Source organism: Saccharothrix sp. NRRL B-16348, assembly GCF_001280085.1.
Lineage (GTDB): Bacteria > Actinomycetota > Actinomycetes > Mycobacteriales > Pseudonocardiaceae > Actinosynnema.
This window is the reverse complement of record NZ_LGED01000269.1, coordinates 265,350-291,759: the sequence shown is the minus strand read 5'-3', so window position 1 is coordinate 291,759 and position 26,410 is coordinate 265,350. Positions and strand designations below refer to the sequence as shown.

Sequence of the window (26,410 nt, the reverse complement as noted above, 5' to 3'; positions counted from 1 at the left end):
CGAGCCTAGTCGCCCCGTGCCGCCGGTCCCGCGTCGCTTCGGGTGGCGGCCCCTACCAATCTCATTACGCTCAGGGCAATGACGGCCCAGAGCGACATCGCCGCCGGCTACGCCACGGCCGGTGCTGCCATCGAACTCGGCTCGGTGCTCGTGGACGGCGCGGTGGAGGCCACCGCGCACGTGCGGCTGCCGCTGGCCACCCTGAACCGGCACGGCCTGGTCGCGGGCGCCACCGGCACCGGCAAGACGAAGACGTTGCAGCTGATGGCCGAGCAGCTGTCGGCGGCGGGCGTGCCGGTGGTGATGGCGGACGTGAAGGGCGACCTGTCCGGTTTGTCACGACCGGGTGAGGGCGGCGAGCGGGTCACCGCACGGGCCGCCGAGACGGGTGACGACTGGCAGCCGCAGGCGTGTCCGGTGCAGTTCCTGTCGCTGGGCACGGGTGGCGCCGCCGTGCCCGTGCGGGCGACCGTGACGAGCTTCGGGCCGATCCTGCTGTCGAAGGTGCTCGGGCTCAACGACACGCAGGAGTCCACGCTCGGGCTGATCTTCCACTGGGCCGACTCGCGCGGCCTGCCGCTGCTGGACGTCAAGGACCTGCGGTCGGTGATCACGCACCTCACGTCCGACGAGGGCAAGGCGGACCTGAAGGGCCTGGGCGGTGTGTCGTCGGCCACGGCGGGGGTGATCCTGCGGTCGCTGGTGAACCTGGAGGCGCAGGGCGGCGACACGTTCTTCGGCGAGCCGGAGCTGGACCCGCGCGACCTGATGCGGGTGGTCGACGGTCGCGGCGTGGTGTCGCTGCTGGAGCTGGCGGAGTTGCAGGCCAGGCCGGCGTTGTTCTCGACGTTCCTGATGTGGCTGCTGGCGGAGCTGTTCGAGGTGCTGCCCGAGGAGGGCGACCTGGACCAGCCGAAGCTGGTGTTCTTCTTCGACGAGGCGCACCTGCTGTTCGCCGACGCGTCCAAGGCGTTCCTGGAGCGGATCACCCAGACGGTGAAGCTGATCCGGTCCAAGGGCGTGGGCGTGTTCTTCTGCACGCAGCTCCCGACCGACGTGCCGAACGCCGTGCTGTCGCAGTTGGGCGCACGGGTGCAGCACGCGTTGCGGGCGTTCACGCCGGAGGACCAGGCGGCGTTGGCGAAGGCGGTGAAGACGTACCCGACGACGCCGCACTACGAGCTGGACGAGGCGTTGACGTCGTTGGGGATCGGCGAGGCGGTCGTCACCGTGCTGAGCGAGAAGGGCGCGCCGACGCCGGTCGCGTGGACGAGGCTGCGCGCGCCGCGGTCGTTGATGGACACGATCGGGGCGGCGGCGATCTTGCAGGCTGCGGAGGCGTCCGAGCTGCACGGCAAGTACGCCGAGACGGTGGACCGCGAGTCGGCGTACGAGAAGCTGACGGCCAAGGTGGCGCCCCCGGAGCCCGCCGCGTCCGCGGAACGGGTGGAGGCGCCACCGGCTGAGCCCGAACGCCGTGCCGAGCGCGAGGAGCCGGGCGTGGTGTCGCAGGTGCTCGGCAACTCGGCGGTGAAGTCGTTCCTCCGGTCAGCCGCGAGCACGCTGGGTCGCGAGATCACCCGTGGGCTCTTCGGCACCTCCCGCAAGCGCCGGTGAGCGCTTGACCTTCATCGACAGGAACGCGGCGCCGATGCTGAGCGCGCCCGCGACGTACCAGGCAGGCGCGTAGTCGCCGAAGTGGTCGCGGGTGAGGCCGGCGGCCGTGGCGGCGATCGCGGCGCCGACCTGGTGCGAGGCGAAGATCCAGCCGAAGACCACCGGGGCGGACAGGCCGAACACCTGGCGGCACAGCGCCACGGTCGGCGGGACGGTGGCGACCCAGTCCAGGCCGTAGAAGATGATGAACACGAGCATCGACGGGTGCACCGAGTCGTGGAACAGCTGCGGCAGGACGAGCAGCGACGCGCCGCGCAGCACGTAGTACACGGCGAGCAGGATCCGCGGGTCGACGCGGTCGGTGAGCCAGCCCGACAGGACCGTGCCGACGATGTCGAAGATCCCCACCAGGGCGAGCAGGCCCGCGGCCGTCGTGGTCGGCATGCCGTGGTCGTGCGCGGCCGGGATGAAGTGGGTGCCGACCAGGCCGTTCGTGGTCGCGCCGCAGATCGCGAAGCCCGCCGCCAGGAACCAGAACGGTCCGGTGCGCGCGGCGCTCGTCAGGGCGCCGATGGCACGGCGGGCCGCACCGCCCGTCGACGGCGGCACGGGCACGACCTCGTCGCCGCCGTAGGGCGGGATGCCCAGGTCGGCGGGGTGGTCGCGGATGAACAGCAGCACCAGCGGCACCACCGCGAGGGCCGCCACCGACACCACGATCGACGCGCTGCGCCACCCGGACGACTCCGCCAGCGCCGCCACCACCGGCAGGAACACCAGCTGCCCCGTCGCACCGCCCGCGGCCAGGATGCCGGTGACCAGACCGCGGTGCTTGACGAACCAGCGGCCGGTGATGGTCGCCACGAACGCCAGCGCCATCGAACCGGTGCCGAGGCCCACCAGCACGCCCCAGAACAGCACCAGCTGCCAGGCCGCGGTCATGAAGACGGTCAACCCGCTGCCCACCGCGACCAGCGTCAACGCCGAGGCCACGACCTTGCGCACGCCGAGGCGTTCCATCAGGGCGGCGGCGAACGGCGCGGTCAGCCCGAACAGCATCAGGTTCACCGACACGGCGAAGCCGATCGTGGTGGTGGACCAGCCGAACTCGCGTTGCAGCGGTCCGATCAACGCACCCGGGGTGGCCCGGAACGCCGCGGCGCCGACGAGCGCGATGAAAGCGACGCCGGCGACCACCCATGCCCAGTTCTGCCTGCTGCGGATCACTTCGCAAGCCTCATCGATTCCACCCGGTTCCGAGAAGTGGCTCGATGGCCATCATGTGCAAGAATCGGGCCATGGACAGCCGTCACCTGGTCGCCGTGCTCGCGCTGGACGAAGTGGTGACGTTCGACCTGGGCACGCCGACGCAGGTCTTCAACGCCGCCCGCGACGAGCACGACCGGCGGTACTACCGGGTGCGGATCTGCACGCCCGGCGGCCGTCCGGTGCGCAGCGCGGCCGGGTTCACCATCACCCCCGACCACGGCTTGGAGCTGCTGGCGGAGGCGGACACGGTGATCGTGGCCGGCGTGAGCTACGGCGCGCGGGTGCTGGCGGACGGCACGCTGGACGAGCCGGTGCGCGACGCGCTGCTCGCGGCGGCGGAGCGGGGCGCGCGGGTGATGTCGATCTGCACCGGCGCGTTCGTGCTGGCCGCGGCCGGTCTGCTGGACGGGCGCAAGGCGACCACGCACTGGGCGCACGCGGACAACTTCCGCCGCCTGTTCCCGGACGTCGACCTCGACCCGGACGTGCTGTTCGTGGACGAGGGCGACGTGCTGACCTCGGCGGGCGTCGCCGCGGGCGTCGACCTGTGCCTGCACCTCGTGCGGCACGACCACGGCAGCGGGGTGGCGAACATGGCCGCACGCCGGTGCGTCGTGCCGCCGTGGCGTCCGGGCGGGCAGTCCCAGTTCATCGTCCGCCCGATCCCGGACCGGACCGACACGTCCACCGCGCCTGCCCGCGCGTGGGCCGCGGAACACCTGCACGAGCCGCTGGACCTGCGGGCGCTGGCCGCGCACGTCCGGATGAGCGTCCGCACGTTCACCCGGCGGTTCCGCGAGGAGACCGGGGTGAGCCCGGGCAAGTGGATCACGCAGCAGCGCGTCGAACGGGCGCGGCACCTGCTGGAGACCACGGACCTGGCCATCGACCAGGTGGCCCGGCACGCGGGCTTCGGCACGGGCGCGGCGCTGCGGCAGCAGATGAGCGCGACGCTCGGCGTGGCGCCCAGCGTGTACCGGACCACGTTCCGCTCAGTCGGGTAGCTCCAGGAACGGCCGCAGCAGGTCCGGCACCGCCGCGTCGGCCAGCGCCAGGCCGTCGGCCTCGGCCACGTCGATCACGTGGTACGCGCCGTTGCCCGCCGCGGTGGTGGCGGTGATCGTGACCAGGCCCGCGCGGCGTTGGAAGAACGAGCGGGAGATGCGCCAGCCGATGATGCCGGTGCGTTGCAGCGCAACGGTTTCACGGACCGCCGAACCCGCCCGCGCGAGCAGGTGGCGGTCGGTCAGCGCGTGGCCGAGCGAGCGGTAGCGGTCCCAGCCGAGGGCGGCGGAGAACGGCACCAGCGCCAGCACGACCTGCCACGTCCAGCTGGGCGCGAACCACGCCAGGCCCGCCGCGAGCACCAGCAGCGGCACGACGGCGCGCACCATCCGGCGGCGCAGCGCGGCCACCGGGTGCCGCCGCAACGGCGTCCGCGTCGGCGACTCCACGACCTGATCGGCTCCACCGTCGGCCGTCCGGTCGCCCACGCTACCGGGGGTTGCCCAGTCGTCGGCGGTTGTCCGGTCGACGGCGACCCGATCGACGACGTCCGGCTGCCGCAGCACTTCCGCGGACACCCGGTGCGCCTCCGCGACCGGGGCGGGCGGCAGCAGCAGGTTGCTCTCGCCCTTGCGGCCCAGGCCGGTCGTCACGGTCTTGGCGTGCGCGCCCCGCCCGGCGCGCAGCAGCAGCGGTTCGACCAGCTCGACGCCTCGAAGTCGTTGCTCGGCAACGGAAACCGAACGCGTGGTGAGCAGGCCGCGGCGCACGCGGACCGTGTCGTCCGGCTCACGCGTCAGCCGATAACCCCAGAACTGCACCACGTACACCAGCACCGAGCCGAGCGTCGCCACCAGCAGCACGACGCCCGCGAACACCGCGACGGTCAGCCCGAGCGGCTGTGCCACGACCCAGCGCGCGGCCTCGCTCATCGGCTCGAACACCTCGATGTCCAGCTCCCGCGCGAAGTTCATCACGAACCCGAACAACGCGCCCGCGGCCACCAGCCCGGACAGCGTCAACGGCGCGTACCGCAGCCACCGGTTGTCCCATTCGGACAACACGACGCCCGCCCGACCCTCGTCGGCCACCGCGGGGGCTTCCGCCTTGGCGATGGTGAGCAGCAGCACGCGCAGCCGTTCCGCCTCCGCCGACGACACCGCGTCCAACGTCAGGCCGTCCTCGCCGGGCTGGTCGCGCTGCCCGGTGCCGACCCGGATCGCGGACAGCCCGAACAGCCGGTGCCCGAGCTTCGCGGTCAGGTCGACCGTGCGGATCCGGTCACGCGGCACCGCCAGGCGCTTGCGCACGAGCAGACCGGTGTGCATCTCGACCTGCTCGGTGGTGATCCGGTACCGGGTGGTGATCCAGCGCAGCAGGCCGAACAGCACGATCGCCGCGATCACGCCCGCGCTGACCAGGATCCGCCACGTCTCGCCCCGGCCCAGCACGAGCAGGCCGACGAACAGCGGCACCAGGCCGATCAGCTCGTTCAGCGGGCGGACGATGAGCATCCGCACGTCCAGCCGGTGCCAGTCCACCACCGGCTCGGCGTACTCGGGCGCGGCGGGCAGGTCCGTGGTCACGTGGCATCACCCGGCGTGGCCTGGGTGGTGGTGGTCAGCTCGTCGGCCAGCCGCACCGCGTCGTCGTGGTCGAGGCCCTCGATGAGCACGGGGCCGGCCGCCGAGGCGGTGGTCACGGTCACCGTGGACAGCCCGAGGAGCTGTTGCAGGGGGCCGCGCTTGGTGTCCACGGTCTGGATGCGCGAGACCGGCGCGATGCGCCACTCCTGGTTGAGCCAGCCGGCCAGCGTGTACACCGCGTCCGGGGTGGCCTCCCAGCGGTGCACCCGGTACCGCCAGCGCGGCATGACCAGCGTGTGCGCGGTGCCGAGCACGAGGGTCGCGATCGCGGCGGTCACCTGCCACGGCGACGCGGAGAAGATCAGCACGACCAGTTGCGGCGCCAGCAGCACCGCCCAGCCGATCAGCGCGTGCAGGGTCCAGAGGGTGATCGACTTGCGGCTCACCTGGTGCCGCGGCGCACGCAGGCGCAACACTTCGTTGCTCACGCCGTCCACTGTGCCTCAAGGCCGAGCTCACGTGCGCGCGAACCCGGCCTCGGGGCCGATCGGTTACGGCTGCGGTGCGTAGGGCGCCTGGAACACCCTGGCCGTGGCGCTCTCGCCCTGGACGGCCACGGCGGCGGGCACACCGACGACGACCGCGAGACCGGCGCAGATGGCGAGCGCAGCCATGATCTTGTGCAGGGAGTGCACAACCATCGTCGAACTCCGTTCGTTCGTAGCGGCTTTGTCGGCAGGGGGGAGCCGGACCAGATCCGCGGGTAACGCCCGGAAGCGTCCAAGCGGAGCATGGCACAGAGGGGTCGGCACGGTCATCACCCACTTCTGTCCCTGCCCGCTAGGCAATACCCCCGGAGCGGTGGCCCCGATCGTCGGGGACATCCCACCATTACGGGTAACGAGCCGGAAACCCGGAAGTGACTCAGTCCAGCACAGGTCGTGCCCGGGCCTCCTCGTCCAGGTCCACCCACCAGACCGCCGCGCCCGCACGGTCGCGCACGCCGATCGTCCGGTAGATGCGCTGGAGGTGGTTCTGCACGGTCTTCGGCGACAACGACAGCTCGGCCGCGATGTCCGCGGTGCTCTCACCGGCCGCGACGCGCCGCAGCACCTCGATGCCGCGCTTGGTCAACCCGGACCGCAGCGCCCGCGCGATCCGCCGGTTGTCCTGCTCCGCGGTGGCCGAGCTGCGCAGCGGGTCCGGCGCGGCCCGGTTCTCCCGGCGCAGCCCGAACGTCCGCTCGGCCAGCTGGTCGACCAGCCGGGCGGACAGGTCGTGCTCCCGCATCCGCAGCAGGTCGCGGCCTTCCTGCAGCTCCCAGAGCCGGTACTGCTCCAATTGAGACCGGGCGTGTCGCAACGCCGAGTCCAGCTTCCCGGCCCGCTCGTGGGCCACGCTCAGCGCGCCGTGCGCCCGCACCGCGACTTCCCGCGCCAGCACGCCCATCGCCAGCTCCGCGGCACGCGTGAGCAGCCGCACCTGGTCGTCGTGGCGCTCACGCGCGCCGCTGATCCGGGCCCGCGCCATCAGCAGCTCGGCCCGCAGCACGGGCCGGTCCTGCCCGGCCAGCAGCCGGTCGGCCCGCTGGCACGAGCGCAGCGCCCGTTCCACGTCGCCGAGGTCCAGCCGCACGTGCGTGAGCAGCAGGTTCAGCCGGGCCATCCGCAACGGCTGGTCGAGGTGCTTCCAGCGGTCCCGGGCCTGCGCGCACAGCGCCTCCGCGCGCCGCAGCTTGCGCGTGCACGGCTCACCGTCGGGGCTGCACCGGCTCGCCGCCGTGCGCACCATGCAGTGCTCGTGGTACTGCGTGCGCAGCACGTTGGCCTGCTCGAACAGGATCGAGCCGATCAGCTCGACGTCCTTGGTCAGCTCGGCCAGGCCGAGGGCGCGGGCCAACGAGTGCAGCGACCGCTCCCGCGAGTCGAGCCGCAGCTCGACCACGGCCTGCGAGAAGGTGCACCACGCCTGGAGCCCGACGTGCCGGTTGGCGACCGCGATCGCCTGCACCCGGTCGATGGTGTCCAGCGCGCCGGGCAGCAGCCCGCGCTTGCCGAGCGCCACGGACTGGGCCAGCACGCTGTGCGCCACGCCTTCGGCGTCGTCCAGCCACGAGAACGCGGCGACCGCCTTCTCGGCGGACTCCAGCGCGTCACCGGGGCGGCCCTCGTCCAACGCCATCCGCGCCTCGCGCAGGTTGGACACCGCGGCCTCGCGCGGATCCGCCGCTCGCTGGACGGGAATCGTCATGTGTGCCCCCGCCGGAGAGCGTACTCACCCCAACTCGCGCTTGAGCACCTTTCCCGTCTCGTTGCGCGGCAGGGCGTCGAGGAACACCACGTCCCTCGGCACGGAGAACCTGGCCAGGTTGCCGCGCACGTGCTCGCGGACCGCGTCCTCGTCCAGCGCGTCCGGCTCCTCGCGCACGACGTACGCGGCGAGCCGTTGGCCGTACTGCTCGTCCGGCACGCCGACCACGGCCACCTCGCGCACGCCGGCCAGCCCGGCCAGCAGGTCCTCGACCTCGCGCGGGTACACGTTCTCGCCGCCGGAGACGATCATCTCGTCGTCGCGGCCCGCCACGAACAGCAGGCCGTCGTGGTCGCGGTAGCCGACGTCGCCCGTCGACATGAGCCCGTCCCGGACCTCTTTGCCGGAGCCGTTGGTGTAGCCGTCGAACAGCATCTCGTTGGCCACGAAGATCCGGCCGGTCGCGCCGGCGGGGACCCGGTTCCCGGCGTCGTCCAGGATCTCCAGCCGGGTGCCGTGCGGCGGCAGGCCCGCGGTGTCCGGGTGCCGGGTCAGCTCGTCGGGCCGGGCGATGGTCACCCAGGACACCTCGGTGGAGCCGTAGAGGTTGTAGAGCACCGGGCCGAAGTCCTCCAGGCACCGCCGCGCCACCGGCGGCGGCAGCGCCGAGCCGCTGGACGCGATCACCCGCAGCTTCGGCAGGTGCGGACGCCCGGTCAGCTCCAGGATGCGTTGCAGCATCACGGGAACCGCGAACAACGCGTCGCTGCCGTGCTCGCGCGCGTCGGCGAGGACGAGCGCCGGGTCGAACCTGCGGCGCAGCACGAACGTCGCGCCGAGCACGAGCCCGATCTGGAACGCGGCCAGGCCCCAGGTGTGGAACAGCGGCGCGGGCACGGAGAACCGGTCGCCCGCCTTGAGCGGGATGCGGGACAGCAGCGCGGCGGCGGGCGCGAGGCTCGCCGGCTCCGGCCGCTTGGCCCCCTTCGGCGCACCCGTGGTGCCGGACGTCAGCACGATCATCCGGCCGCGCGGAGGGCGTCGCGGCAGGGTCGTGGCGGGGGAGTCGGCGATCAGCTGCTCCAGGGTCTTGCTCTTGGTGACGCCCTCGACCCACGCCATCACCCGGCGCACCTTGCGCGGCGCGTTGGCCAGCAGGCCGCGGAACTCGGTGTCGGCGACGACCACGGACACGTCCTGCTCGCGCAGCACCACCGCGATCTGGCCCGCGCTCAACCCGGTGTTGAGCAGCACGGTGTGCGCGCCGAGCTTCACGCACGCGGCCACGGTCTCCACGAAGCCGCGGTGGTTGCGGCACAGCACCCCGACCTTCGAGCCTGCCCGCACGCCCAGGTCGTGCAGGCCGTGCGCGAGCCGGGTGGTGCGCTCGTCGACCTCGGCGTAGGTGAGCGTGCCCGCGTCGTCGACGATCGCCGGCCGGTCGGGGTGGCGTGCCGCGCCGTGGGCGAAGCCGAACGCGACCGTGACGTCCCACTGGAGGTAGGCGTCGACGACGCCGAGCAGCCTGCCGGGGCCCATCGGCCGCACGACGCCGGCGCGCACCAGCGTCGCCAACGCGCGCAGCGCTCCCAGGACCCGGTTCACCGCGTCGCCCGCAGGACGAGGCGGGTGACGCCCGCGGCGACGGCGGCCGGCGGTGACGTGCGCGGTGCGCCCCGCTCCGGCATCGCCCGGTACGCCAGGTGCAGCAGCGACCGCACCTGCTTCGGCGCGGCCTTGCGGGCCAGCTCGGCCAGCACCCCGAACGGGTGGTTGACCTCCTCGGGACGGCGTTCCAGCGCGCGGACGACCCACCGCGCCGCGCGTTCGGGCGTCGCCGCCGGGAACGCGTCGTAGACCTTCGTGGGACCGATCATGGGTGTTCGCACCAGTGGCATCCGCACGGAGGTGAACGTGACACCGTCGGCGACGGTTTCGCCGGCCGCCACCCGGCTGAACGCGTCCAGCGCGCTCTTCGAGGCCAGGTAGGCGGAGAAGCGCGGGGTGTTGAGCTGCACGCCCATGCTGGAGATGTTCACGATGTGCCCGAACCGCCGTTCCCGCATGTGCGGCAGCAGGCCGAGGACCAGCCGCAGCGGTGCGAAGTAGTTCAACGCCATGGTGCGTTCGTAGTCGTGCAGCCGGTCCACGGACAGGTGCACGCTGCGCCGGATCGACCGGCCCGCGTTGTTGACCAGCATGTCGACGCCCTCGTGCTCGGCGAGGACCTGCTCGATCAGCGCGCCGACCGCTTCCGGGTCGGTCAGGTCGCACGGGTAGGTGTGCGCGGTGCCGCCTTCGGCGCGGATCCGCTCGGCGACCGCCTCCAACTCGTCGGCGCGGCGGGCGACCAGCAGCGGCACGGCCTTCTTCCGCGCCACGGCGAGCGCGGTGGCCGCGCCGATGCCCGACGACGCGCCCGTGATCAGCACGGTCCGCCCGGCCAGGCCGTGACCGCGTGCGGCGCGCAGCGGGTCGAGGTGGTCGGCCCAGTACCGCCACAGGGTGTGCGCGTACGTGGTGAAGTCGGGTGGTTCCAGGCCGGTGACCGCGCGGGTGGCGGTCGAGTCGAACTCGGCGTGCAGCGCGATGTGCGGCACGATCCGCGGCGGGATGCCCAACTCGGTGAGCACGCCGGTGACGATCGCGCTCGTCGGCGCGGCGGGCAGCGGCATCGGCAGGGTGAGCCGGACCTTGGGCGCGCCGGCGGCGTCGGCGAGCGCGTTGTAGACCTCGTCCAGCGACCGCGAGCGGGACGCGGTGAGGTGGAACGTGCTGCCGGACGGCACGTCGGCGTGGATCAACCGGTCCAGCGCCGCCACCACGTAGTCGACCGGGACCAGGTTCGCGGCGCCGAAGTGCGGCGCGACCAGCGGCAGCAGGCGCGGCAGGCGGGCGAGCGCGGCCAGCGCCGGGAAGAAGTGGTACGGGCCGTCGACCTTGTCGACCTCGCCGGTGCGCGAGTCGCCGACCACCGCGCCCGGCCGGTAGACCCGCCACGGCGTCCCCTGTTCCCGGACGATCCGCTCGGCGGCGTGCTTGGTCGCGTGGTACGGCGAGGGCAGGTGTTGGCCCAGGTCGAAGTCGTCCTCGGTGAACGTGCCCCGGTGGTCGCCCGCGACGGCGATCGACGACACGTGGTGCAGCAGCCCGCACCCGGTGCGCTCGGCGTACTCCACCACCCGTCGGGTGCCTTCGACGTTGACGGCGCGGTGCGCGTCGGCGGACGCGGTGAAGTCGTAGACGGCGGCCAGGTGCACCACGTGGTCGACCCGGTCGGCGTCGATGGGTGACGTGAGGTCGCCCAGCACCGGGGTCAGCTTGTCGTGCCGGTCCAGCGTGTCCGCCGACTGGGGTCTGACCAGCGCGAACACCCGTTCGCAGGTCGGCCGTCGGAGGAGCTCGGCGACCAGGCGCCTGCCGATGAAACCCGTCGCGCCGGTGACGAAGTAGGTGCTCACGGCCCCGATACTGACACTACCTACCCGTGAGTAGGAAGAGTGCGGGCCGAAATCGGAACGTGGGTGATCAGTTCTCCGGCGTGCCGGACGCGTTCACCACCGCGTCGCGCAAGGCCGCGCGCAGGCGGCCCACCTCCAGCGGCGTCAGCACGGCCGCCTCACCCGGCGGCACGGTCACCACGACGTGGCCCTGGCTGACGAAGACGGTCATGTCGCGGCGACGTGACGCGATGTCGCGGCAGGAGATCTGCCACTCCTTGCCTGTACTCACGGCCCCCAACCTCCAGGTGTCTCGACACGGGGTGCTCGGACCAATCCGGGCGCTCGTGGGAGGAGACGCACGCGGCTTGGTGCCATGACGGGACGTTCCGTCGGGCGACCGCGCCGAGCAGTCGCTAGCGTCGCATGAGGCTGTCGTTGCAGTCACCCGAAGGGGTTAGAAAATGGCTGAACCGCAACGGATCGTGATAATTGGATCAGGTCTGGCCGGCGCCGCGGCGGCAGGAGCGTTGCGTGAACGCGGTTACACCGGTGATCTCGTCGTCTTCGGCCGTGAAGAGCACCAGCCGTACGAGCTTCCGGCGCTGTCCAAGCAGATGCTGCTCGGCGACGCCGACGAGCCGAACCGCGTGCACGAGCCCGAGTTCTACGAAACCCGCCAGGTCGAGCTGCGGCTCGGCGTCGAGGTCGTCCGCGTCGACGTCGCGGGACGGGTGGTCGAGGACTCGACCGGCGCAACGCGTTCGTACGATCGGCTGATCCTCGCGACGGGCTCGACGCCGCGCCGGCTGCCGGTGCCGGGCGGAGACCTCCCAGGTCTGCGGACGTTGCGCACGGTGGAGGACTCGCTGGCGTTGCGGCGCGAGCTGACCGACGGCGTCGAGGTCGTCATCGTCGGCGCGGGGTGGATCGGCTGCGAGGTCGCCGCCGCGGCCCGGCGGCACGGCGCGTCGGTGACCGTGGTCGACCCGGTCGACCTGCCGCTGCGGCGCGTGCTCGGGCCGCGGATGGGCGAGGTGTTCCGCGACCTGCACGCCGCGCACGACGTGACGTGGCGGCTCGGCATCGGGGTCGACGGCTTCACCGAGCACGGCGTCCGGCTCGCCGACGGCGGTGCGCTGACCGGTGACGTGGTGGTGGTCGCGGTGGGCGCCGCGCCCAACCTGGGACTGGCGCGGGACGCCGGGCTGGCGCTGGCCGACGGCGGGGTGGCGGTGGATGCCGCGCTGCGCACGTCCGCGCCGCACGTCTTCGCCGTCGGCGACATCGCCGCGCACGACCACCCCCGCCACGGGCGCCGGGTCCGGGTCGAGCACTGGGCGAACGCCAAGGGGCAGGGCGAGCACGTGGCGGGCACGGTCCTCGGGCAGGACGAGCCGTACGAGGCGTCGCCGTACTTCTTCACCGACCAGTACGACCTGGGCATGGAGTACCGGGGTCTCGCCGACGCCGAGCGCGACGAGCTGGTGGTGCGCGGCGACGTGGACGCGCGCGAGTTCACCGCGTTCTGGCTGCGCGACGGGCGGGTGCAGGCGGCGATGAACGTCAACCAGTGGGACGACGGCGAGGCGTTGCAGCTGCTGGTCGACGCGCGGGCCGAGGTGGCGCCGGAGCGGCTGTGCGGCGGCGACCTGGGCTAGGGCAGCCCTAGGCCGTCACAGGCAGGAGCCGCTGTCGGGTCCGTGGCCGGTCGCGATCAGACGCTCCAGCAGCTCGCGCAGGGCGCGGGCTTCCTCCGGCGCGAGTTCGGCGGTGAACTCCTGCTCCACCTGCACGTGCAGCTTCTCGACCTCGCACTGGACGGCGCGGCCCCGCTCGGTGATCACCGGCACGCGCACGCGCCGGTCGTTCGGGTCCGGCTTGCGCATGATCAGGCCCGCGCGCTCCAGCCGGTCCAGCTCGGCGGTCAGGGTGGTCTTGTCCACGCCGAGCGCGTGGCCGAGCGCGAGCTGGGTGCGCTGGAACTCCTCGCTCGCCAGCGCGGTCAGCACGATCTGCCCCCGCGTGGTGATGCCGTGGCGCACCGCCGCTTCCTGCGCGACCGTGCCCAGCTTCTGCGCCGCGCGGTGCAGCAGCCAGTTCAGGCCCGCACGGCTGGTGCAGCCGAGGTCAGGGGCGAGATCCATGCCGCCGATCCTACGCCAGGTGTGAGATATTCTTGGATAAGAACATCTTGACTCGGAACGCATCCGCCCATATGTTCCGAGTCAAGAACTTCTGAGAGGGAACCATGGCGCACTTGTTGCACATCGACACCAGCCTGCGGTTCGAGGGTTCGGTGTCGCGCGAGGTCAGCGCGGCTTTCGCGGAGGAGTGGCGCGCCGCGCGCCCGGACGGCGAGTACACCTACCGCGACCTGGCCGCCGACCCGTTGCCGCACGTCGACCCGGCGTCGCTGGCCACGCGGCAGGCCGAGGGCGACGTTCCGCTGGAACGGCAGCTGATCGCGGAGGTCAAGGCTGCGGACACGGTGCTGCTCGGCGTGCCGATGTACAACTACGGCGTGCCGTCGAGCCTCAAGGCGTGGCTGGACTGGATCCTGGTGCCGGAGCTGTTCGCCGACCAGGAGACCGGTGAGGGCGTGCTGACCGGCACCCGGGTCGTGGTCGTGACCGCGCGGGGCGGTTCGTACGCGCCCGGCACGCCACGGCACTCGTTCGACTTCCAGGAGCCGTACCTGCGCGCGGTGTTCGGCGCGGTGGGCCTGGACCGGGACTTGGAGTTCGTGCACGCCGAGCTGACGCTGGCCGGCGTCGTGCCGCACATGGCCCAGTTCCGCGAACTCGCGGTCGCCTCGCTGGAGGACGCGCACCGGGTGGTGCGCAAGTTGGCGGTCGCCTGAGGGGAGAGATCGGGTGACGGGCCGAGGTCGAGGGGGCGGCCCGTCACCCGATAGTGCAAGCGTCGGCGGCCTGCGACCATGTGGACCATGTCCGAGTCGATCGCCGCGGTCGTGGTGCGCGCCGCCGAGCTGACCGCTCGCGGGTTGCCGCACAAGGCGATCGAACTGCTCCAGCCCGCCCTCGTGGTCAACCCCCTGCACGGCGAGGCGTGGTGCCGGCTGGCCGCCGCCTACCTCGACGCGGGCGAACCTGACCCGGCCCTGACCGCCGCCAAGCGCGCCCTCGTGCTCGACGGCGACCCGGCGTGGGCGCAGCGGCTGACCGCGCTGGCGTTGAGCGAACTCGGCAGGCACACCGAGGCGGTGGTCGCGGCACGGGAGTGCGTGCGCCGCAAGCCCGGCGACTGGCGCTGCCAGGTCGTGCTGGCCGAAGTGCTGGCGAACAGCCCCGCAGGCCAACGCGAAGCGGTCGAGGTGGCCCGCGAGGCCGCGCACCTCGCGCCGACGGAAGCCCGCGCGTTCCAGGTGCTCGGCGACTCCGCGTTGCGCGTGCGCGACTGGGGCACCGCCGAACGCGCGTACCGCACCGCGTTGCGCCTCGACCCCGGCGACGACGACGTGCGCGCGAACCTGGCCACCGTCCGGCGCAAGCGCGGCGGCGCGCCCATGCCGCCGCCGTCCGGTGAAGCGCTGCACGCCGCGCACGTCCTGGCCTGGCCCGCGCTGTCCCGGCTCGCCGCGCTGCTCGTCGCCGGCGGCCTGGTCCTGCTGCTGGCGGGCATGCCGAGGCCGACGCCGCTGCTCGGCTGGTTCGCCGGCCTGCTCGTGCTCGGCTGCCTCGTGATCGTGGGGCTGGCCGTGCTGAAGGCGGGGCGCGGTGTGCGGCGGGCGTTGCTCCGCCTGCCGCTGCACCGGCCCAAGGTCGCCGTCGTCGCGACGATGTTCGGGCTGGCCGCGGTGATCCTCGCCGGCTGGGCGGTCGCGCTCCTCCTCGGCGCGACCACGATGCAGCCGCTCGTGATCGCCTGGCTGTGCGCCCTGATCGGCGGAGCCGTCGTCGTCCTCGCCGGCGGTCGCTAACCTGGACGTCGGGAAGGAGGCCGATGACCCGACGCGCGCTGCTCGCGATCCTGGCGTTGATCGCGGGTTTCGTCGTGTCCGGACCCGGCCCGAGCACGCCCGTCGACGTGGTCGCCGTCTCGTCCACCGTGGACGCCGCCCACCTGGCCGGCGCGGCCACCCGCGGCACGAACGCCGCGCACCCCGTGCAGGTGCACCTCGGCCAGCCGCTGGACGGCGTCCAGCCCGCCGTGCACGTCACGCCCGCGCCGCCGATGCGGGTGGACGTCGTCGACCCGACCCACCGCGCGCCCGAGCGCGCCGGCCAGACCCCGCTCGGCGAACGCGCCCCGCCCCCGACCTCCGGTAGCTGAACCCACCCCGTTCACCTCATCCGGAGGTCTCTTCACCATGCCGCGCCCCAGCGCGCGGCGAGCGCTACTCGTCCGTGGGCTGCTTGCCCTCGGCGTGCTCGCCGCGTCTGCGTTCACCCTGCTCACCGTCCAACCGCGCCTCGGCCTCGACCTGCGCGGCGGCACCCAGATCGTGCTCGAAACCCCGTCCGAGGCCACCTCAGACGCCACCGACCGGGCGATGGAGGTGCTGCGCCGCCGGGTCGACGAGCTCGGCGTGGCCGAACCCGTGCTGGCCCGGTCCGGCGATCACCGCATCGTGGTGGAGTTGCCCGGCGTGCAGGACCCGACCGAGGCCATCGAAGTGCTCGGCCGCACGGCCCAGCTGCGCGTGCAGCCGGTCACCGGGCCCGGCGACGTGCCTACGCCAGAGGGCGACGCGGTGGGTCTTGGCGAGGTCGTGATGACGGGCGAGGGCATCGAGGACGCCCGCGCCACCCCCAACTCGCAGGGCGTCGGCTACCTGGTCGGCGTCGACTTCCAGGGCGACGCGCCGCAGGCGTGGCAGCGGGTGACCGCCGAGGCCGCGTGCTCACCGCCGGGCGACCCGAAGCGGCGGGTGGCGTTCGTGCTGGACGGCGAGGTGGTGTCCGCGCCGCAGGTGGACGTGTCGACGGTGTGCGGCACGGGCATGATCGGCGGCAGCACGTCGATCACCGGGCAGTTCAGCCAGGCGGAGGCCGAGGAGCTGGCGCTGGTGATCCGGTCCGGCGCGCTGCCCGTGCCGGTGGAGGTGGTGGAGCAGCGGACCGTCGGGCCCACGCTCGGCGCGGAGGCGATCGAGGCCAGCGCCCGTGCGGCGATCATCGGCGTGGCGCTGACCGGGCTGTTCCTGGTGTTCGTGTACCGGCTGGCGGGGCTCGTCGCCGTGCTGGCGCTGGGTGGTTACGCGGCCTTGGCGTACGCCGCGATGCTCGCGATCGGCGCCACGCTCACGTTGCCGGGGCTGGCCGGGTTCGTGCTGGCCATCGGCATGGCGGTGGACGCGAACGTGCTGGTGTTCGAGCGGTCGCGGGAGGAGTTCGCGCGGCGCAAGCGCCTGCCGCGGTCGGTGGACCAGGGTTTCCGCGGCGCGTTGAGCGCGGTCGCGGACTCGAACGTGACCACGCTGCTGGCCGCCGGCCTGCTGTTCTGGCTGGCCACGGGTCCGGTCAAGGGTTTCGGCGTCACGCTGTCGATCGGTGTGCTGGCGTCGCTGTTCAGCGCCCTGGTGCTGAGCCGGGTGCTGTTGCAGCTGGTCATGCCGCTGCTGGAACGGCGGCCTCGGTGGAGCGGGCTGCACACGTTGGGGCGGGTGCGCACGTGGCTCACCGCACGCGGGATCACCCTGTTCCGGCGGCCCCGGCGTTGGCTGCTCGCCGCCGGGCTCGTGCTGCTGGCGGCCGTCGGCGGGTTGCTGCTGCGCGGGCTGGAGCTGGGCGTGGAGTTCACCGGCGGTCGGATGCTGGAGTTCACCGCGTCGTCGGTGGACACCGGTCGGGTGCGGGCGGAGCTGGCGTCCGCCGGGTTCGGTGACGCCGTCGTGGTGACGTCGGGCTCGGACGGCCTCTCCGTGCGCACCGGCCCGATCGACTCGGCCGCCGCCGTGCGGCTGGGTGAGGCCGTCGACCGCGCCACCGGTGGGGCGGAGCAGGTCAGCAACGAGCTGATCGGCCCCAGCCTCGGCTCGGAGCTGCGGCGCAACGCGCTGATCGCGCTGGCCATCGCGGTGGCCGCGCAGCTGGTCTACCTGGCCGTGCGGTTCGACTGGCGGCTCGGCGTGGCGACCGTGGTCGCGCTGGTCACGGACGTGGTCGTGCTCGTCGGCGCGTTCGCGTGGCTGGGCAAGACGGCCGACGGCGTGTTCCTGGCCGCGCTGCTCACCGTGATCGGGTACTCGGTGAACGACTCGGTGGTGGTGTTCGACCGGGTGCGCGAACTGCGGCGGACGAAGGCGCCGTTCCCCGACGTGATGAGTTCGGCGGTGCTGCAAACCCTGCCGCGGACCGTGAACACGGGTATCGGCGTGCTGTTCGTGCTGGCCGCGCTGCTGGTGCTCGGTGACGGCTCGCTCGCCGACTTCTCCACCGCGCTGCTGATCGGGCTGGTCGCCGGCACGGTCTCGACCGTGCTGACCGCGGCGCCGGTGGCGATCGTGCTGGACGACCGGTGAGCGCGGGCCACGCGCTGCTCGCGGTCGGCGGAGCGTTCCTCGCCGCCGGTGTCATCGCGCGGGCGGGAGTCCGGATCGGACTGCCGACGATCCCGCTGTTCATGGTGGCGGGCATCCTCTTTGGGCCTCACACACCCGGTCTGTCGCTTGTGGACGACCCCGGCGAGCTGGCCGTGCTGTCCAGCCTCGGCCTGGTGTTCCTGCTGTTCTACCTCGGCCTCGAGTTCTCCGTGGACGACCTCGTGTCGGGCGGGCGGCGGTTGGCCCTGGCCGGCGTCGGCTACCTGGCGCTGAACATCGGCGGCGGGCTGGCGTTCGGGTTCGCGCTCGGGTGGGGCACGCGGGAGGCGTTGGTGATCGCCGGCGCGATCGGCATCTCGTCGTCCGCGATCGTGACGAAACTGCTGGTCGAGGCACATCGGTTGCGCAACCCGGAGTCACGGCTGGTGATGGGCATCATCGTGATCGAGGACGTGTTCCTCGCGCTGTACCTGGCCGTGCTGCAACCCGTGCTCAGCGGCACGTCCGGGGTGTCCGCGCTGGTGGACTTCGGCAAGGCGTTCGCGTTCCTGCTGGTGCTGGCCGCCATCGCGCGCTGGGGCGGCCGGGTGGTGACCGGGCTGTTCCGCTCGGCGGACGACGAGCTGCTGGTCGTGTGCTTCGTCGGCGTGGCCGTGACGGGCGCCGCGGTCGCGCACGAACTCGGGGTGTCCGACGCGATCGGCGCGTTCATGGTGGGCGCGGTGCTGGGCGGTTCCGGCGTCGCGCCCCGCGTGCACAAGCTGGTGCTGCCGCTGCGGGACGCGTTCGGGGCGCTGTTCTTCTTCATCTTCGGCCTGAGCATCGACCCCGGCGCCGTGGGCACGGTGGCCCTGCCGATCCTGGCGGCGGTCGCGGTGACCATCGTGCTGAACCTCGGCGCCGGCCTGTTCGCCGCGAAGCTGCACTCGTTCGACCGGCAACAGGCCGTGGGCATCGGCCTGACCGTCCTGACGCGCGGTGAGTTCTCCCTGGTCCTCGCCGCGATGGCGGTGGCGGCGGGCCTGGACTCCCGCATCGCACCGTTCGTGGCGGGTTACGTCCTGCTGCTGGCCGTCGTCGGTCCGCTGGCCGTGCTGCGCTCGGCCCGGCTGACCTGGCTGCTGCCGAAACGCCTGTTCGTGTAGCAAGGTGTCCTCATGACCGGATTCGCCTCGTACCAGAACGAGATCTACCTCCAAGGCCTGGCGGGCAACGTGCCGCCGTTCACCACGGACCCCGAGGCGTTGGAGGAGTCCGCCCGGGTGCGGCTCGGGCCCGGGCCGTTCTGGTACGTGGCGGGCGCGGCCGGTGGGGGGCACACGGCTCGGGCGAACCGGGAGGCGTTCGACGACTGGCGGATCGTGCCCCGGATGCTCACCAACGCCACCGAGCGGCACCTCGGGACGTCGTTGCTCGGCACCGACCTGCCCGCGCCCGTGTTGCTGGCGCCGCTCGGCGTGCAGTCGATCCTGCACCCGGACGGCGAACTGGCGACCGCGCGTGCGGCGGCGGAACTGGGTGTGCCGTTCGTGCTGTCCACGGCGTCCTCGCACACGATCGAGGAGGTCGCCGAGGCCGCCGGTGACGCCGCCCGCTGGTTCCAGCTCTACTGGCCCAACGACCCGGACGTGGCCGCGAGCATCCTGGACCGGGCGCGCCGGGCCGGGTACCGGGTCCTGGTCGTCACCCTCGACACGTGGACGCTCGCGTGGCGCCCGCACGACCTCGACCAGTCCTACCTGCCGTTCCTGCGCGGTGTCGGCACGGCGATCCCGTTCTCCGACCCGGCGTTCCGGGCGGGGCTCGCCGCGTCACCCGAGGACGACCTGCCGATGGCGATCCTGCGGTGGGTGCAGCTGTTCACCGGCACCGACAAGTCGTGGGACCAGCTGTCGTTCCTGCGCGAGCACTGGGACGGGCCGATCGTGCTCAAGGGCATCCAGCACGTCGATGACGCGCGCAAGGCCGTGGACGCGGGCGTGGACGGCATCGTGGTGTCCAACCACGGCGGACGGCAGGTGGACGGCGCGGTCGGGTCGCTGGAGGTCCTGCCGGACATCGCGGACGCCGTCGGCGAGCAGGTCGAGGTGCTGTTCGACTCCGGCATCCGCAGCGGCGCGGACATCGTGAAGGCGCTCGCGTTGGGCGCGAAGGCCGTGCTCGTCGGCCGTCCGTTCGCCTACGGCCTGGCGCACGGCGGTCAGGTCGGCGTGCGGCACGTGCTGCGCAGCCTGCTGGCCGACTTCGACCTGACCCTCGGCCTGTCCGGGCACCGCAGCCCGGCCGAGCTCAACCGCGAGGTGCTGCGTCGGCGCTGAGCTGCCGCAACCGGTTCTGCAACGTGGTGAAGTCGGCCGGCTGCACGGTGATCCACGGCGTGCCGTCGCCGCCGGCCGCCTTCGCCGACAGGTAGCGGCCGGTGATCGTGTCGAAGTACGTCAACGGCGCCGCGCACCGCTGCTTGCGCCCGAACCGGTCACGCCGCGCGGCGTACAGCTGGCCGCCGCCGGTGCGCTCCTCGGCGAGCAGCTTGCGCACCTGCTGCACCTCGGCCACGTGCGCCCCGGTCGGCCTGCTGGCCTGGAGGAACGACCCGCCGTCCTCGTCCGGCCGGGGCTGGCGCGGCTTGTCGCTCAACGCGTCGGCGGGCAGCGAGATCACGCCACCGCGTCCCGGCTTCGCCTCCGGCAGCGCGGACACCAGGGACTGCACCACGTCCTCGACCCGCACGGGCTCCAGCACGAAGTGCTTGTCCGCCCGCAGCACCACGCGCAGCGCGTCGTCACCCGACTGCACCACCAGGGCGGTGCGCGTCTCCTCGTCGCCCTGGTTGAAGAACGCGTAGTACTCGGCGCTCGCGTCCGCGATCAGGCGCAGCGACCGGCCGAGGTCGGCGTGCACCTGCCTGCCGCGGGCCAGGCCGAGCCGTTCCAGCTCGGCCCACCCGCGACGGGCTAGGTCGGCCAGCACCGTGACGTCACCCTCGGCGAGCTGGTCGTCGTCGAAGTCGACCTGGGCCAGCAGCGCGTTGTGCAGCGTCGGCAGACCTTCGGCCTGCCAGGCGTTGTAGAGCGCGACGACCGGGATGGCCACCCTGGTGCGCAGCACTTTCCCCCCTGTTCCCGCTATTCACCGATGACCGGTGGGGCCACCATCGTGCCGTCGCCGAAGATGTCCTCGGTCTCCTGCAGGTACGACGCGGCCTTGTGTTCCTTGTCCTCGTCACCCTGACCGCCGGCACCGGCGCCCATACCGCCCATGGCACCGGCGCCCGCACCACCGCGCCCACCGGCCGCGCCCGACCCACCGGGCCCGAACCCGCCCGCACCGCCGGGCCCGAAGCCACCGCGACCCTCGCCGTGCCCCATGACGCCTGCCGAGCCGCCGGGCCCGAACCCGCCGCCCATGCCGCCTGGTCCGCCCATGCCGGGTATCCGGCCGGCGCCCATCCCGCCACCGCCACCGCCGCCACCGCCGCCCCCACCACGACCGCCGCCGGACTGGCCGGGGCCACCGGGCCCGCCGCCGGGACCGGGCACGCGCGGCACACCGGGTGGCGTGGTCGGCGGCCGGTTGCGCGGGTTGTTGGGGTTGCGCGGGTCGTTCGGGTTGCGGGGGTCGTACGGCAACCGCGGGTCATAGGGCAACCGCGGGTCGTACGGCTGCCGCGGATCCGTCGGCAGCCCCGGCGGCCGGTACCCGATGTCGGGCTTGGGCTGGGTGGGATCGGGCTGGACCCACGACGGCTTGGTCGTGTTGTCACCGGTCGTGCCGGGCGGCGGGATGGTCGGCTCCGTCCACGACGGGTTGGTCGTGCCCGTGCCGTTGCGGTCACCGGTGCTGTTGCTGACGTTGGTGTTGTTGTTCTCGCCGATGTAGTTGTTCTCGCCCTTGCCGGGCTTGGGCGGCGGGATCTCGATCTTCTCTTTTTCGACGTTCGCCCCGATCTCGTCGGGAGACTGGAACGTCGGCATGCTGGCGCTGGCGGTGTTCACGGTCGTGCCGTACGTGCTCAGCACCTGCATGTTGTGCGAGTTGACCTGCTGGCTTTCCTCGACCGCGTCGTCGTAGTCGGTGTCCCAGGGGAGCGCGTCGTTGTACCAGGGCTTGTCCGGCACGTCGACCGGCTTCTGGACTTCGCTCTCCGCGACCCGGAACGCACGGCTGATGTCCGCGGTGTTCTGCCCGGCGGTGTTGGCGCTGGAACTCGCGGTGTCCGACCAACTGGCCAGCGGCGAGGTCGAGGCGCGGGCCTGGTCGCCCGCCGCACCCTCCCAAGCGGTGCCCGAGTCGCGCACCGCCCTGTTGATCATCTCGCTGACTTCGTCCTGACCGGTGGCGATACTGCTCCAGGTCATGTCGCCCACGTCGGTCGTCTGGGACGCGCCCTTGCCCTCGCGGAACCAGGTGTAGATCTTGTCGGCGCCCAAGCCCATCTGGAGGAGCGCGAAACCACCCAGGTCCATGTCCACGTCGCCGGCCATGGTCCCTACCCTCCCAAATTCCCGATCACGGCTTCCGCGATCGCACTGGACACCGAGCACGGGTTGCCGTATTCGGGGAGCGACTTGTTGTTCACGTTGATCTGGACGATGAAGCCGTCGCTCTCGGCCACGCCGACAGCGGTCGAGCAGGAGCCGCTCTTCGTGTCGACGGCGTCACCGTTCACCGCCGGGTATCCGGCCACCTCGGTCGGCTCGAACACCTTGAAATTGGCGCGATTCTCGTAGAAGCCGTCCAGGCCTTTGGACTCCGTCAGGAACGAGATGCTGAAGCTGGTGCCGCGAGCGCGGTCGTCCGGGCGCCATTCGCAGCTCCGTCCGGTCGGCGCGGCCCGCTCGTCGCCGGCCTTGGTGACGCCGCGGTCCGACAGCTGGGCGGACGTCAGGAGGTCGCACGGTCCGCTGACCTTCGACAGGTCCAGTTCGGGGCCGGTGATCGGGGGCGCGTCGCCCGACGCCGCGGACGTGCGCGTGGACTCGGCGGACGTGCTCGTCGTGGTTGTGGTGGTCGCCGCGGTCGGCGAACCGCCGACCGACGTGCAGCTCGCCAGCAACACCAGGGACGCCGCGGAAACAACTGCCGGCACTGCTCGCCTCATCGACTACTTCCCCTCGCCTTTGAAGGCGTCCGCAGTTGCCTCGTCCTGGGCCTTGTAGGAGTCCAACGAGGTCTGAATGTTGTTGATCGTGTTGTTCAGCGCCTCGTAGGCCATCTTATTCGCCCAGCCGTAACCGCCCTCGTCCGTGCCGGCCGCCCGTTGGATGGCCAAGGCGGCCATTCCGCTGTAGACGTCCTTGCCGGGTGACCCGATGGACTGGAGGGCGAAGGCGTCACGGTTCAGCTGCTGCAGCTTGTCGCGCGCCTCGACCAAGCCGTCGATCAGCTTCTGCGCCTGCTCCGGGTCGACGCTGAAGCTCGTCTGGCTCGCCACCAACCCCGAACCCGCTGGTCCGGAGGACACCGTGTCGGCCACGAACTTGATCTGCTTGGCGCCCCCGCCGCCTCCGGCGTCCAACATCGTTCGTGCTCCCCTCGCGCTGAACTGCCCGAAGTGATGATGGCACAGGGGCTCCGCCACGTTGGGACTATCGCGACGGTTACTCCTGGTGGGGGATGGACGTCCGATCCGTTCAAGACGACGCCCCGTTCCCGGCCTACCGTCGGACGCATGATTGCAGCAGCACGTTCCTTCATCTGGCTCAACGCACGCGTCCTCGAACAACGGCGGTTCCTGCACCTCTTCGACGACGGGCCCGGGGAGGCCGTCGTGGCGGCCGTGCTGGCGTACCGCAACGACGACGGAGGTTTCGGGCACGCGTTGGAGCCCGACGGGCGAGGGCCGGAGAGCCAGCCGTTGCACACCTACACGGCGTTGTCCCTGCTGGAAGAGGTGGGCAACACCGAGTACGCGAAGTCGGCGTGCGACTTCCTGACCACGATCACCAACGCGGACGGCGGGGTGGCGAACTGCCTGGACACCGGCCGCGACGACCTGCGGGCGCCCTGGTGGCAGCCGTCCGGCGACAGCGACCTGCTGGTCACGGGCCTGCTGGCGAGCGTCCTGCACAAGATGGGCGCCGAGCACGCGTGGCTCGACCGTGCCACGGAGTTCTGCTGGCAGCGCCTCCAGGGCCTCACCAAGACCCACCCTTACGAGGCCGCCGCCTGTGCACGCTTCCTCGACCACGTGCCCGACCGGCCGAGGGCGGAACGGGAAGCGGAGCGGCTCGGGGAACTCGTGCGCGAGCAGGGGCTGGTGGACGTCGGCGACGGCAAGGCGCACGAGGGTTACGCGGAGGGGGAGACGCACAAGCCGCACGACTACGCGCCGACGCCGGACAGCCTGGCCCGCAGGTGGTTCACCGACGACGAGGTGGACGCCGACCTCGACGCGCTGGCGGCACAGCAGCAGGACGACGGCGGGTGGACGTTCCCGTGGGCCGCGTGGACGCCCGTGACGACCTACGAGTGGCGACCGATCGTGACCATCACGGCGTTGCTGACGCTGCGCGCCTACGACCGGATCAGCTGACCCAGCGGCACGCCCGCCAGCTCGCGCACCTCGCGCGACAGGTGCGCCTGGTCGGCGTACCCGGTGCGGTGGGCGACGTCGGCGAACGGCACGCCGTCCCACGCCAGCTTGACCGCGCGGTCGAACCGCAGCACGCGGTGCAGCACCTTGGGCCCGTAGCCGAACGCGGCCAGGCTGCGCCGGTGCAGCTGCCGGGTGCTGAGGCCGAGCGTCCACGCCAGGTCGCCGACGTTGCCCGAGAACGACGCGATGGCGTCCACCGCTGGGTCCGGCGGCGTCTCCCGCAGCCGTGCCAGGGCGGCCGACGCCAGCACCGAGCACGGGTCCGACGCTGTACCCAGGGCCTCCTCCAGCCGCGCGGACGGCCCCCACAGCTCGGACAGCGCAACGCGCTGGTCGCGCAGCTCCACCGCGGGCACGCCGAACGCCGAAGGCCCCACGCCGGGACCGAACCGGACGCCGAACAACGTGCCCGGCCTGGTCCGCGTCACGTGCCCGACGGTGTCCGGCCCGGCCACGAACACCTCGCCGGTGCCGGCCGCGTAGATGATGTCGGTGCACCCGTCCGGCACGACCAGGCCGGGGACGGCCGACGTCGTGGTCCGGCGCCACACGCACGCCAGACCGGGGAACGGACGTTCCGCGTACACGTGCGGAGATGGTAGTGGCGGGCCGCCCAGGAGGAGGCACGGGCGGCCCGCCACAAGCCCTCACGTGCCGAAACGGATCCAGTTCACGCTCACGTACGGCGCGGGCTGGCCGCTGGTGAACGTGATGTAGACGTCGTGCGTGCCGGTGACCCCGGAGATGTTCGCGGGCACCGTCCGCCAGCTCTGCCACCCGCCGGTGTTGGCGATGGCGAAACTCCCGATCGGCGCCGCGGTCGGGCTGTCCAACCGCACTTCGACCAGGCCGCTCACCCCACCGGACGCGCCGGACGCGGCCCGTGCGACGAACTGCGTCGCGGTGCGCGAGCCGAACCGGACGCCGGAGAACCGCAGCGAGTTGCCGTTGGCGAGTTGCGCCACCGCCTGACCTCCGTCGCCCGACACGATCGAGCCGCCGGACCGCGACGTGGCCTGCTCGGCCTGGATGTCGCCGAACGCGTCCCAGCCGCTGCCGCCGGGCGGGGTGGTGGTGGTCGTGGTCGTCGGCTGCGTGCCGCCGCCCGCCGACCACACCGCCACGTAGTCGACCACCATCGAGTGGCCGGACTGGGTTGCCGCGGTCGGCGTGCCGAAGCCCGCCACGCCGTTGGGGAACGCGCCGCCCATGGCCAGGTTCAGCAGCAGGAAGTAGCCCGCGTGGCCGGTCATGTTGTTCCACGTGGTGGCGTCGAACTGGTTCTGCGTGACGCTGTGGAACTGCTGGCCGTCCACGTACCAGCGCAGCGCCTTGGGCGAGGAGCTCTCGTCCCACTCGAACCGGTAGGTGTGGAACGCCGACTGGCACGTCGAGCCGGGGCACGCGCGGCTGGCGCCGAGGCCGTTGGTCTCGTTGCACGGCCCGCCGGGGTTCACGCCGCAGTGCAGCACGCCCCACACGGAGTTGATGCCGTTGACGTTCTCCATGATGTCGAACTCGCCGATGGCGGGCCAGTTCCAGTAGTTGCCGCGGTAGGGCGAGCCGAGCGCCCAGAACGCGGGCCAGTAGCCGAGCGCGGCCTGGCCGGTGACGTTGGGCATCTGGATGCGGCCCTCGATGGCGAGCTTGCCGCCGGCGGGCGGTTTGAAGTTGGCGCGCTGGGTCTCGACGCGGGCGGACGTCCAGTTGCCCGAGCCGTCGCGCAGGGCGGTGATGCGCAGGTTGCCCGAGCCGTCGAGCTTGATGTTGTTCGTGCTGTTGGTGTAGTTCTGGATCTCGCCGGTGCCCCAGTTGCCCGGACCGCCGGGGTAGCCGTGGCCGAGGTCGAAGATCCAGTTCGAGGACGACGGCAGGGTGTTCGCGGCGCCGTTGAAGTCATCGCTCCACTGCAGCGACCAGCCCGGCGGGGTGGCGGGCACCGACGCGTCGGCCGACATCGTGGCGACGACCGCGAGCGGCACGGCGGTGATCAGGGCGGCAGCGGTCGCGAGGACGCGTCGTCGTCTGCTCCGGCTGAACTCCATGAGCGGTGACCTCCTTGTCACTGTTCTCTAGCGTTCGGCACGACAACAAATTGCCTTCCGACTCATGAGAGCGCTCTCACGATGATCGTTCA

The 26,410-nt window shown here is 72.3% G+C and carries 25 protein-coding genes; 10 read left to right on the top strand and 15 right to left on the bottom strand.

The features are described from left to right. The first annotated feature begins 78 nt into the window (after positions 1 to 78). On the top strand, positions 79 to 1,617 hold the full coding sequence (locus ADK67_RS46205) for a helicase HerA-like domain-containing protein (RefSeq protein ID WP_053722961.1): 1,539 nt from the start codon (positions 79 to 81) through the stop codon (positions 1,615 to 1,617). On the opposite strand, the gene ADK67_RS46200 is transcribed toward ADK67_RS46205, so the two are convergent. Beyond that, positions 1,549 to 2,844: an MFS transporter gene (locus ADK67_RS46200; protein WP_053722960.1), complete on the bottom strand. Its 1,296-nt coding sequence runs from the start codon at positions 2,842 to 2,844 to the stop codon at positions 1,549 to 1,551. The genes ADK67_RS46205 and ADK67_RS46200 overlap by 69 nt on opposite strands. 71 nt (positions 2,845 to 2,915) lie before the next feature. Between ADK67_RS46200 and ADK67_RS46195 the strand changes: the two genes are divergently transcribed. Beyond that, positions 2,916 to 3,890, top strand: coding sequence for a GlxA family transcriptional regulator (locus ADK67_RS46195; protein ID WP_231648697.1), 975 nt, complete (start codon positions 2,916 to 2,918; stop codon positions 3,888 to 3,890). Here ADK67_RS46195 and ADK67_RS51940 read toward each other — a convergent pair. The 7 genes from ADK67_RS51940 to ADK67_RS46165 all read right to left on the bottom strand — a co-directional run bounded on the left by ADK67_RS51940 (position 3,879) and on the right by ADK67_RS46165 (position 11,459). Then, the gene (locus tag ADK67_RS51940) at positions 3,879 to 5,477 is read right to left on the bottom strand and encodes a PH domain-containing protein (protein ID WP_053722959.1); all 1,599 of its coding nucleotides are present in this window, start codon (positions 5,475 to 5,477) and stop codon (positions 3,879 to 3,881) included. The genes ADK67_RS46195 and ADK67_RS51940 overlap by 12 nt on opposite strands. Next, a complete protein-coding gene (locus tag ADK67_RS46185; protein WP_231648696.1) occupies positions 5,474 to 5,965 on the bottom strand; it encodes a PH domain-containing protein in 492 nt (163 codons plus the stop codon). The genes ADK67_RS51940 and ADK67_RS46185 overlap by 4 nt, the downstream gene beginning before the upstream one ends. Before the next feature lie 63 nt (positions 5,966 to 6,028). Further along, positions 6,029 to 6,178, bottom strand: a complete 150-nt coding sequence (locus ADK67_RS51935; protein ID WP_157621617.1) for a hypothetical protein — start codon at positions 6,176 to 6,178, stop codon at positions 6,029 to 6,031. Between the two features lie 223 nt (positions 6,179 to 6,401). After that, entirely contained in the window at positions 6,402 to 7,727 is a 1,326-nt protein-coding gene (locus tag ADK67_RS46180) for a helix-turn-helix domain-containing protein (RefSeq protein ID WP_053722957.1), read from the bottom strand. Between the two features lie 24 nt (positions 7,728 to 7,751). Beyond that, positions 7,752 to 9,332: an AMP-binding protein gene (locus ADK67_RS46175; protein ID WP_082404853.1), complete on the bottom strand. Its 1,581-nt coding sequence runs from the start codon at positions 9,330 to 9,332 to the stop codon at positions 7,752 to 7,754. Next, positions 9,329 to 11,188, bottom strand: coding sequence for an SDR family oxidoreductase (locus tag ADK67_RS46170; protein WP_053722956.1), 1,860 nt, complete (start codon positions 11,186 to 11,188; stop codon positions 9,329 to 9,331). The genes ADK67_RS46175 and ADK67_RS46170 overlap by 4 nt, the downstream gene beginning before the upstream one ends. 67 nt (positions 11,189 to 11,255) lie before the next feature. Continuing rightward, positions 11,256 to 11,459 (bottom strand): hypothetical protein, encoded by a 204-nt coding sequence (locus ADK67_RS46165; RefSeq protein WP_053722955.1) that lies wholly within the window; start codon positions 11,457 to 11,459, stop codon positions 11,256 to 11,258. Between the two features lie 172 nt (positions 11,460 to 11,631). Between ADK67_RS46165 and ADK67_RS46160 the strand changes: the two genes are divergently transcribed. Beyond that, positions 11,632 to 12,828, top strand: a complete 1,197-nt coding sequence (locus ADK67_RS46160; RefSeq protein WP_053722954.1) for an NAD(P)/FAD-dependent oxidoreductase — start codon at positions 11,632 to 11,634, stop codon at positions 12,826 to 12,828. Positions 12,829 to 12,843: 15 nt separating this feature from the next. Here ADK67_RS46160 and ADK67_RS46155 read toward each other — a convergent pair whose 3' ends face one another. Beyond that, complete coding sequence (locus tag ADK67_RS46155; protein ID WP_063797940.1) at positions 12,844 to 13,314, bottom strand: MarR family winged helix-turn-helix transcriptional regulator; 471 nt, start codon at positions 13,312 to 13,314, stop codon at positions 12,844 to 12,846. A gap of 104 nt (positions 13,315 to 13,418) precedes the next feature. Here ADK67_RS46155 and ADK67_RS46150 point away from each other — a divergent pair, with 104 nt between their 5' ends. From ADK67_RS46150 to ADK67_RS46125, 6 genes are all read left to right on the top strand, one after another. Next, positions 13,419 to 14,030, top strand: coding sequence for an FMN-dependent NADH-azoreductase (locus ADK67_RS46150; protein ID WP_053722952.1), 612 nt, complete (start codon positions 13,419 to 13,421; stop codon positions 14,028 to 14,030). An 87-nt stretch (positions 14,031 to 14,117) separates the two neighbouring features. Continuing rightward, on the top strand, positions 14,118 to 15,110 hold the full coding sequence (locus ADK67_RS46145) for a tetratricopeptide repeat protein (RefSeq protein ID WP_053722951.1): 993 nt from the start codon (positions 14,118 to 14,120) through the stop codon (positions 15,108 to 15,110). Positions 15,111 to 15,133: 23 nt separating this feature from the next. After that, positions 15,134 to 15,463, top strand: coding sequence for a hypothetical protein (locus tag ADK67_RS46140; RefSeq protein ID WP_053722950.1), 330 nt, complete (start codon positions 15,134 to 15,136; stop codon positions 15,461 to 15,463). Positions 15,464 to 15,500: 37 nt separating this feature from the next. Continuing rightward, positions 15,501 to 17,654 (top strand): protein translocase subunit SecD, encoded by a 2,154-nt coding sequence (gene secD, locus ADK67_RS46135; RefSeq protein ID WP_053722949.1) that lies wholly within the window; start codon positions 15,501 to 15,503, stop codon positions 17,652 to 17,654. After that, positions 17,651 to 18,820 carry a cation:proton antiporter gene (locus ADK67_RS46130; RefSeq protein ID WP_053722948.1) on the top strand — a complete coding sequence of 390 codons (1,170 nt, stop codon included), beginning with the start codon at positions 17,651 to 17,653 and terminating at the stop codon, positions 18,818 to 18,820. Before secD ends, ADK67_RS46130 begins: the two co-directional genes overlap by 4 nt. 12 nt (positions 18,821 to 18,832) lie before the next feature. Next, positions 18,833 to 19,993 carry a lactate 2-monooxygenase gene (locus ADK67_RS46125; protein ID WP_053722947.1) on the top strand — a complete coding sequence of 387 codons (1,161 nt, stop codon included), beginning with the start codon at positions 18,833 to 18,835 and terminating at the stop codon, positions 19,991 to 19,993. On the opposite strand, the gene ADK67_RS46120 is transcribed toward ADK67_RS46125, so the two are convergent. From ADK67_RS46120 to ADK67_RS46105, 4 genes are read right to left on the bottom strand one after another with little or no spacing between them, the layout of a single operon-like run. Continuing rightward, a complete protein-coding gene (locus ADK67_RS46120; protein ID WP_053722946.1) occupies positions 19,965 to 20,783 on the bottom strand; it encodes an ESX secretion-associated protein EspG in 819 nt (272 codons plus the stop codon). The two genes, ADK67_RS46125 and ADK67_RS46120, sit on opposite strands and share 29 nt — an antisense overlap. Positions 20,784 to 20,800: 17 nt before the next feature. Beyond that, positions 20,801 to 22,159, bottom strand: a complete 1,359-nt coding sequence (locus ADK67_RS51930) for a hypothetical protein (protein WP_053722945.1) — start codon at positions 22,157 to 22,159, stop codon at positions 20,801 to 20,803. A 5-nt stretch (positions 22,160 to 22,164) separates the two neighbouring features. Beyond that, complete coding sequence (locus ADK67_RS46110) at positions 22,165 to 22,776, bottom strand: DUF3558 domain-containing protein (protein WP_082404845.1); 612 nt, start codon at positions 22,774 to 22,776, stop codon at positions 22,165 to 22,167. 3 nt (positions 22,777 to 22,779) lie between these two features. Beyond that, positions 22,780 to 23,196 carry a hypothetical protein gene (locus ADK67_RS46105; protein WP_053722943.1) on the bottom strand — a complete coding sequence of 139 codons (417 nt, stop codon included), beginning with the start codon at positions 23,194 to 23,196 and terminating at the stop codon, positions 22,780 to 22,782. Between the two features lie 150 nt (positions 23,197 to 23,346). On the opposite strand from ADK67_RS46105, the gene ADK67_RS46100 reads away from it, so the two are divergent. Next, positions 23,347 to 24,210: a hypothetical protein gene (locus tag ADK67_RS46100; RefSeq protein ID WP_053722942.1), complete on the top strand. Its 864-nt coding sequence runs from the start codon at positions 23,347 to 23,349 to the stop codon at positions 24,208 to 24,210. On the opposite strand, the gene ADK67_RS46095 is transcribed toward ADK67_RS46100, so the two are convergent. Both ADK67_RS46095 and ADK67_RS46090 read right to left on the bottom strand, forming a co-directional pair. After that, complete coding sequence (locus tag ADK67_RS46095; RefSeq protein ID WP_053722941.1) at positions 24,192 to 24,860, bottom strand: helix-turn-helix transcriptional regulator; 669 nt, start codon at positions 24,858 to 24,860, stop codon at positions 24,192 to 24,194. The genes ADK67_RS46100 and ADK67_RS46095 overlap by 19 nt on opposite strands. A 60-nt stretch (positions 24,861 to 24,920) precedes the next feature. Further along, the gene (locus tag ADK67_RS46090; protein ID WP_053722940.1) at positions 24,921 to 26,318 is read right to left on the bottom strand and encodes a carbohydrate-binding protein; all 1,398 of its coding nucleotides are present in this window, start codon (positions 26,316 to 26,318) and stop codon (positions 24,921 to 24,923) included. Between the last annotated feature and the right edge of the window lie 92 nt (positions 26,319 to 26,410).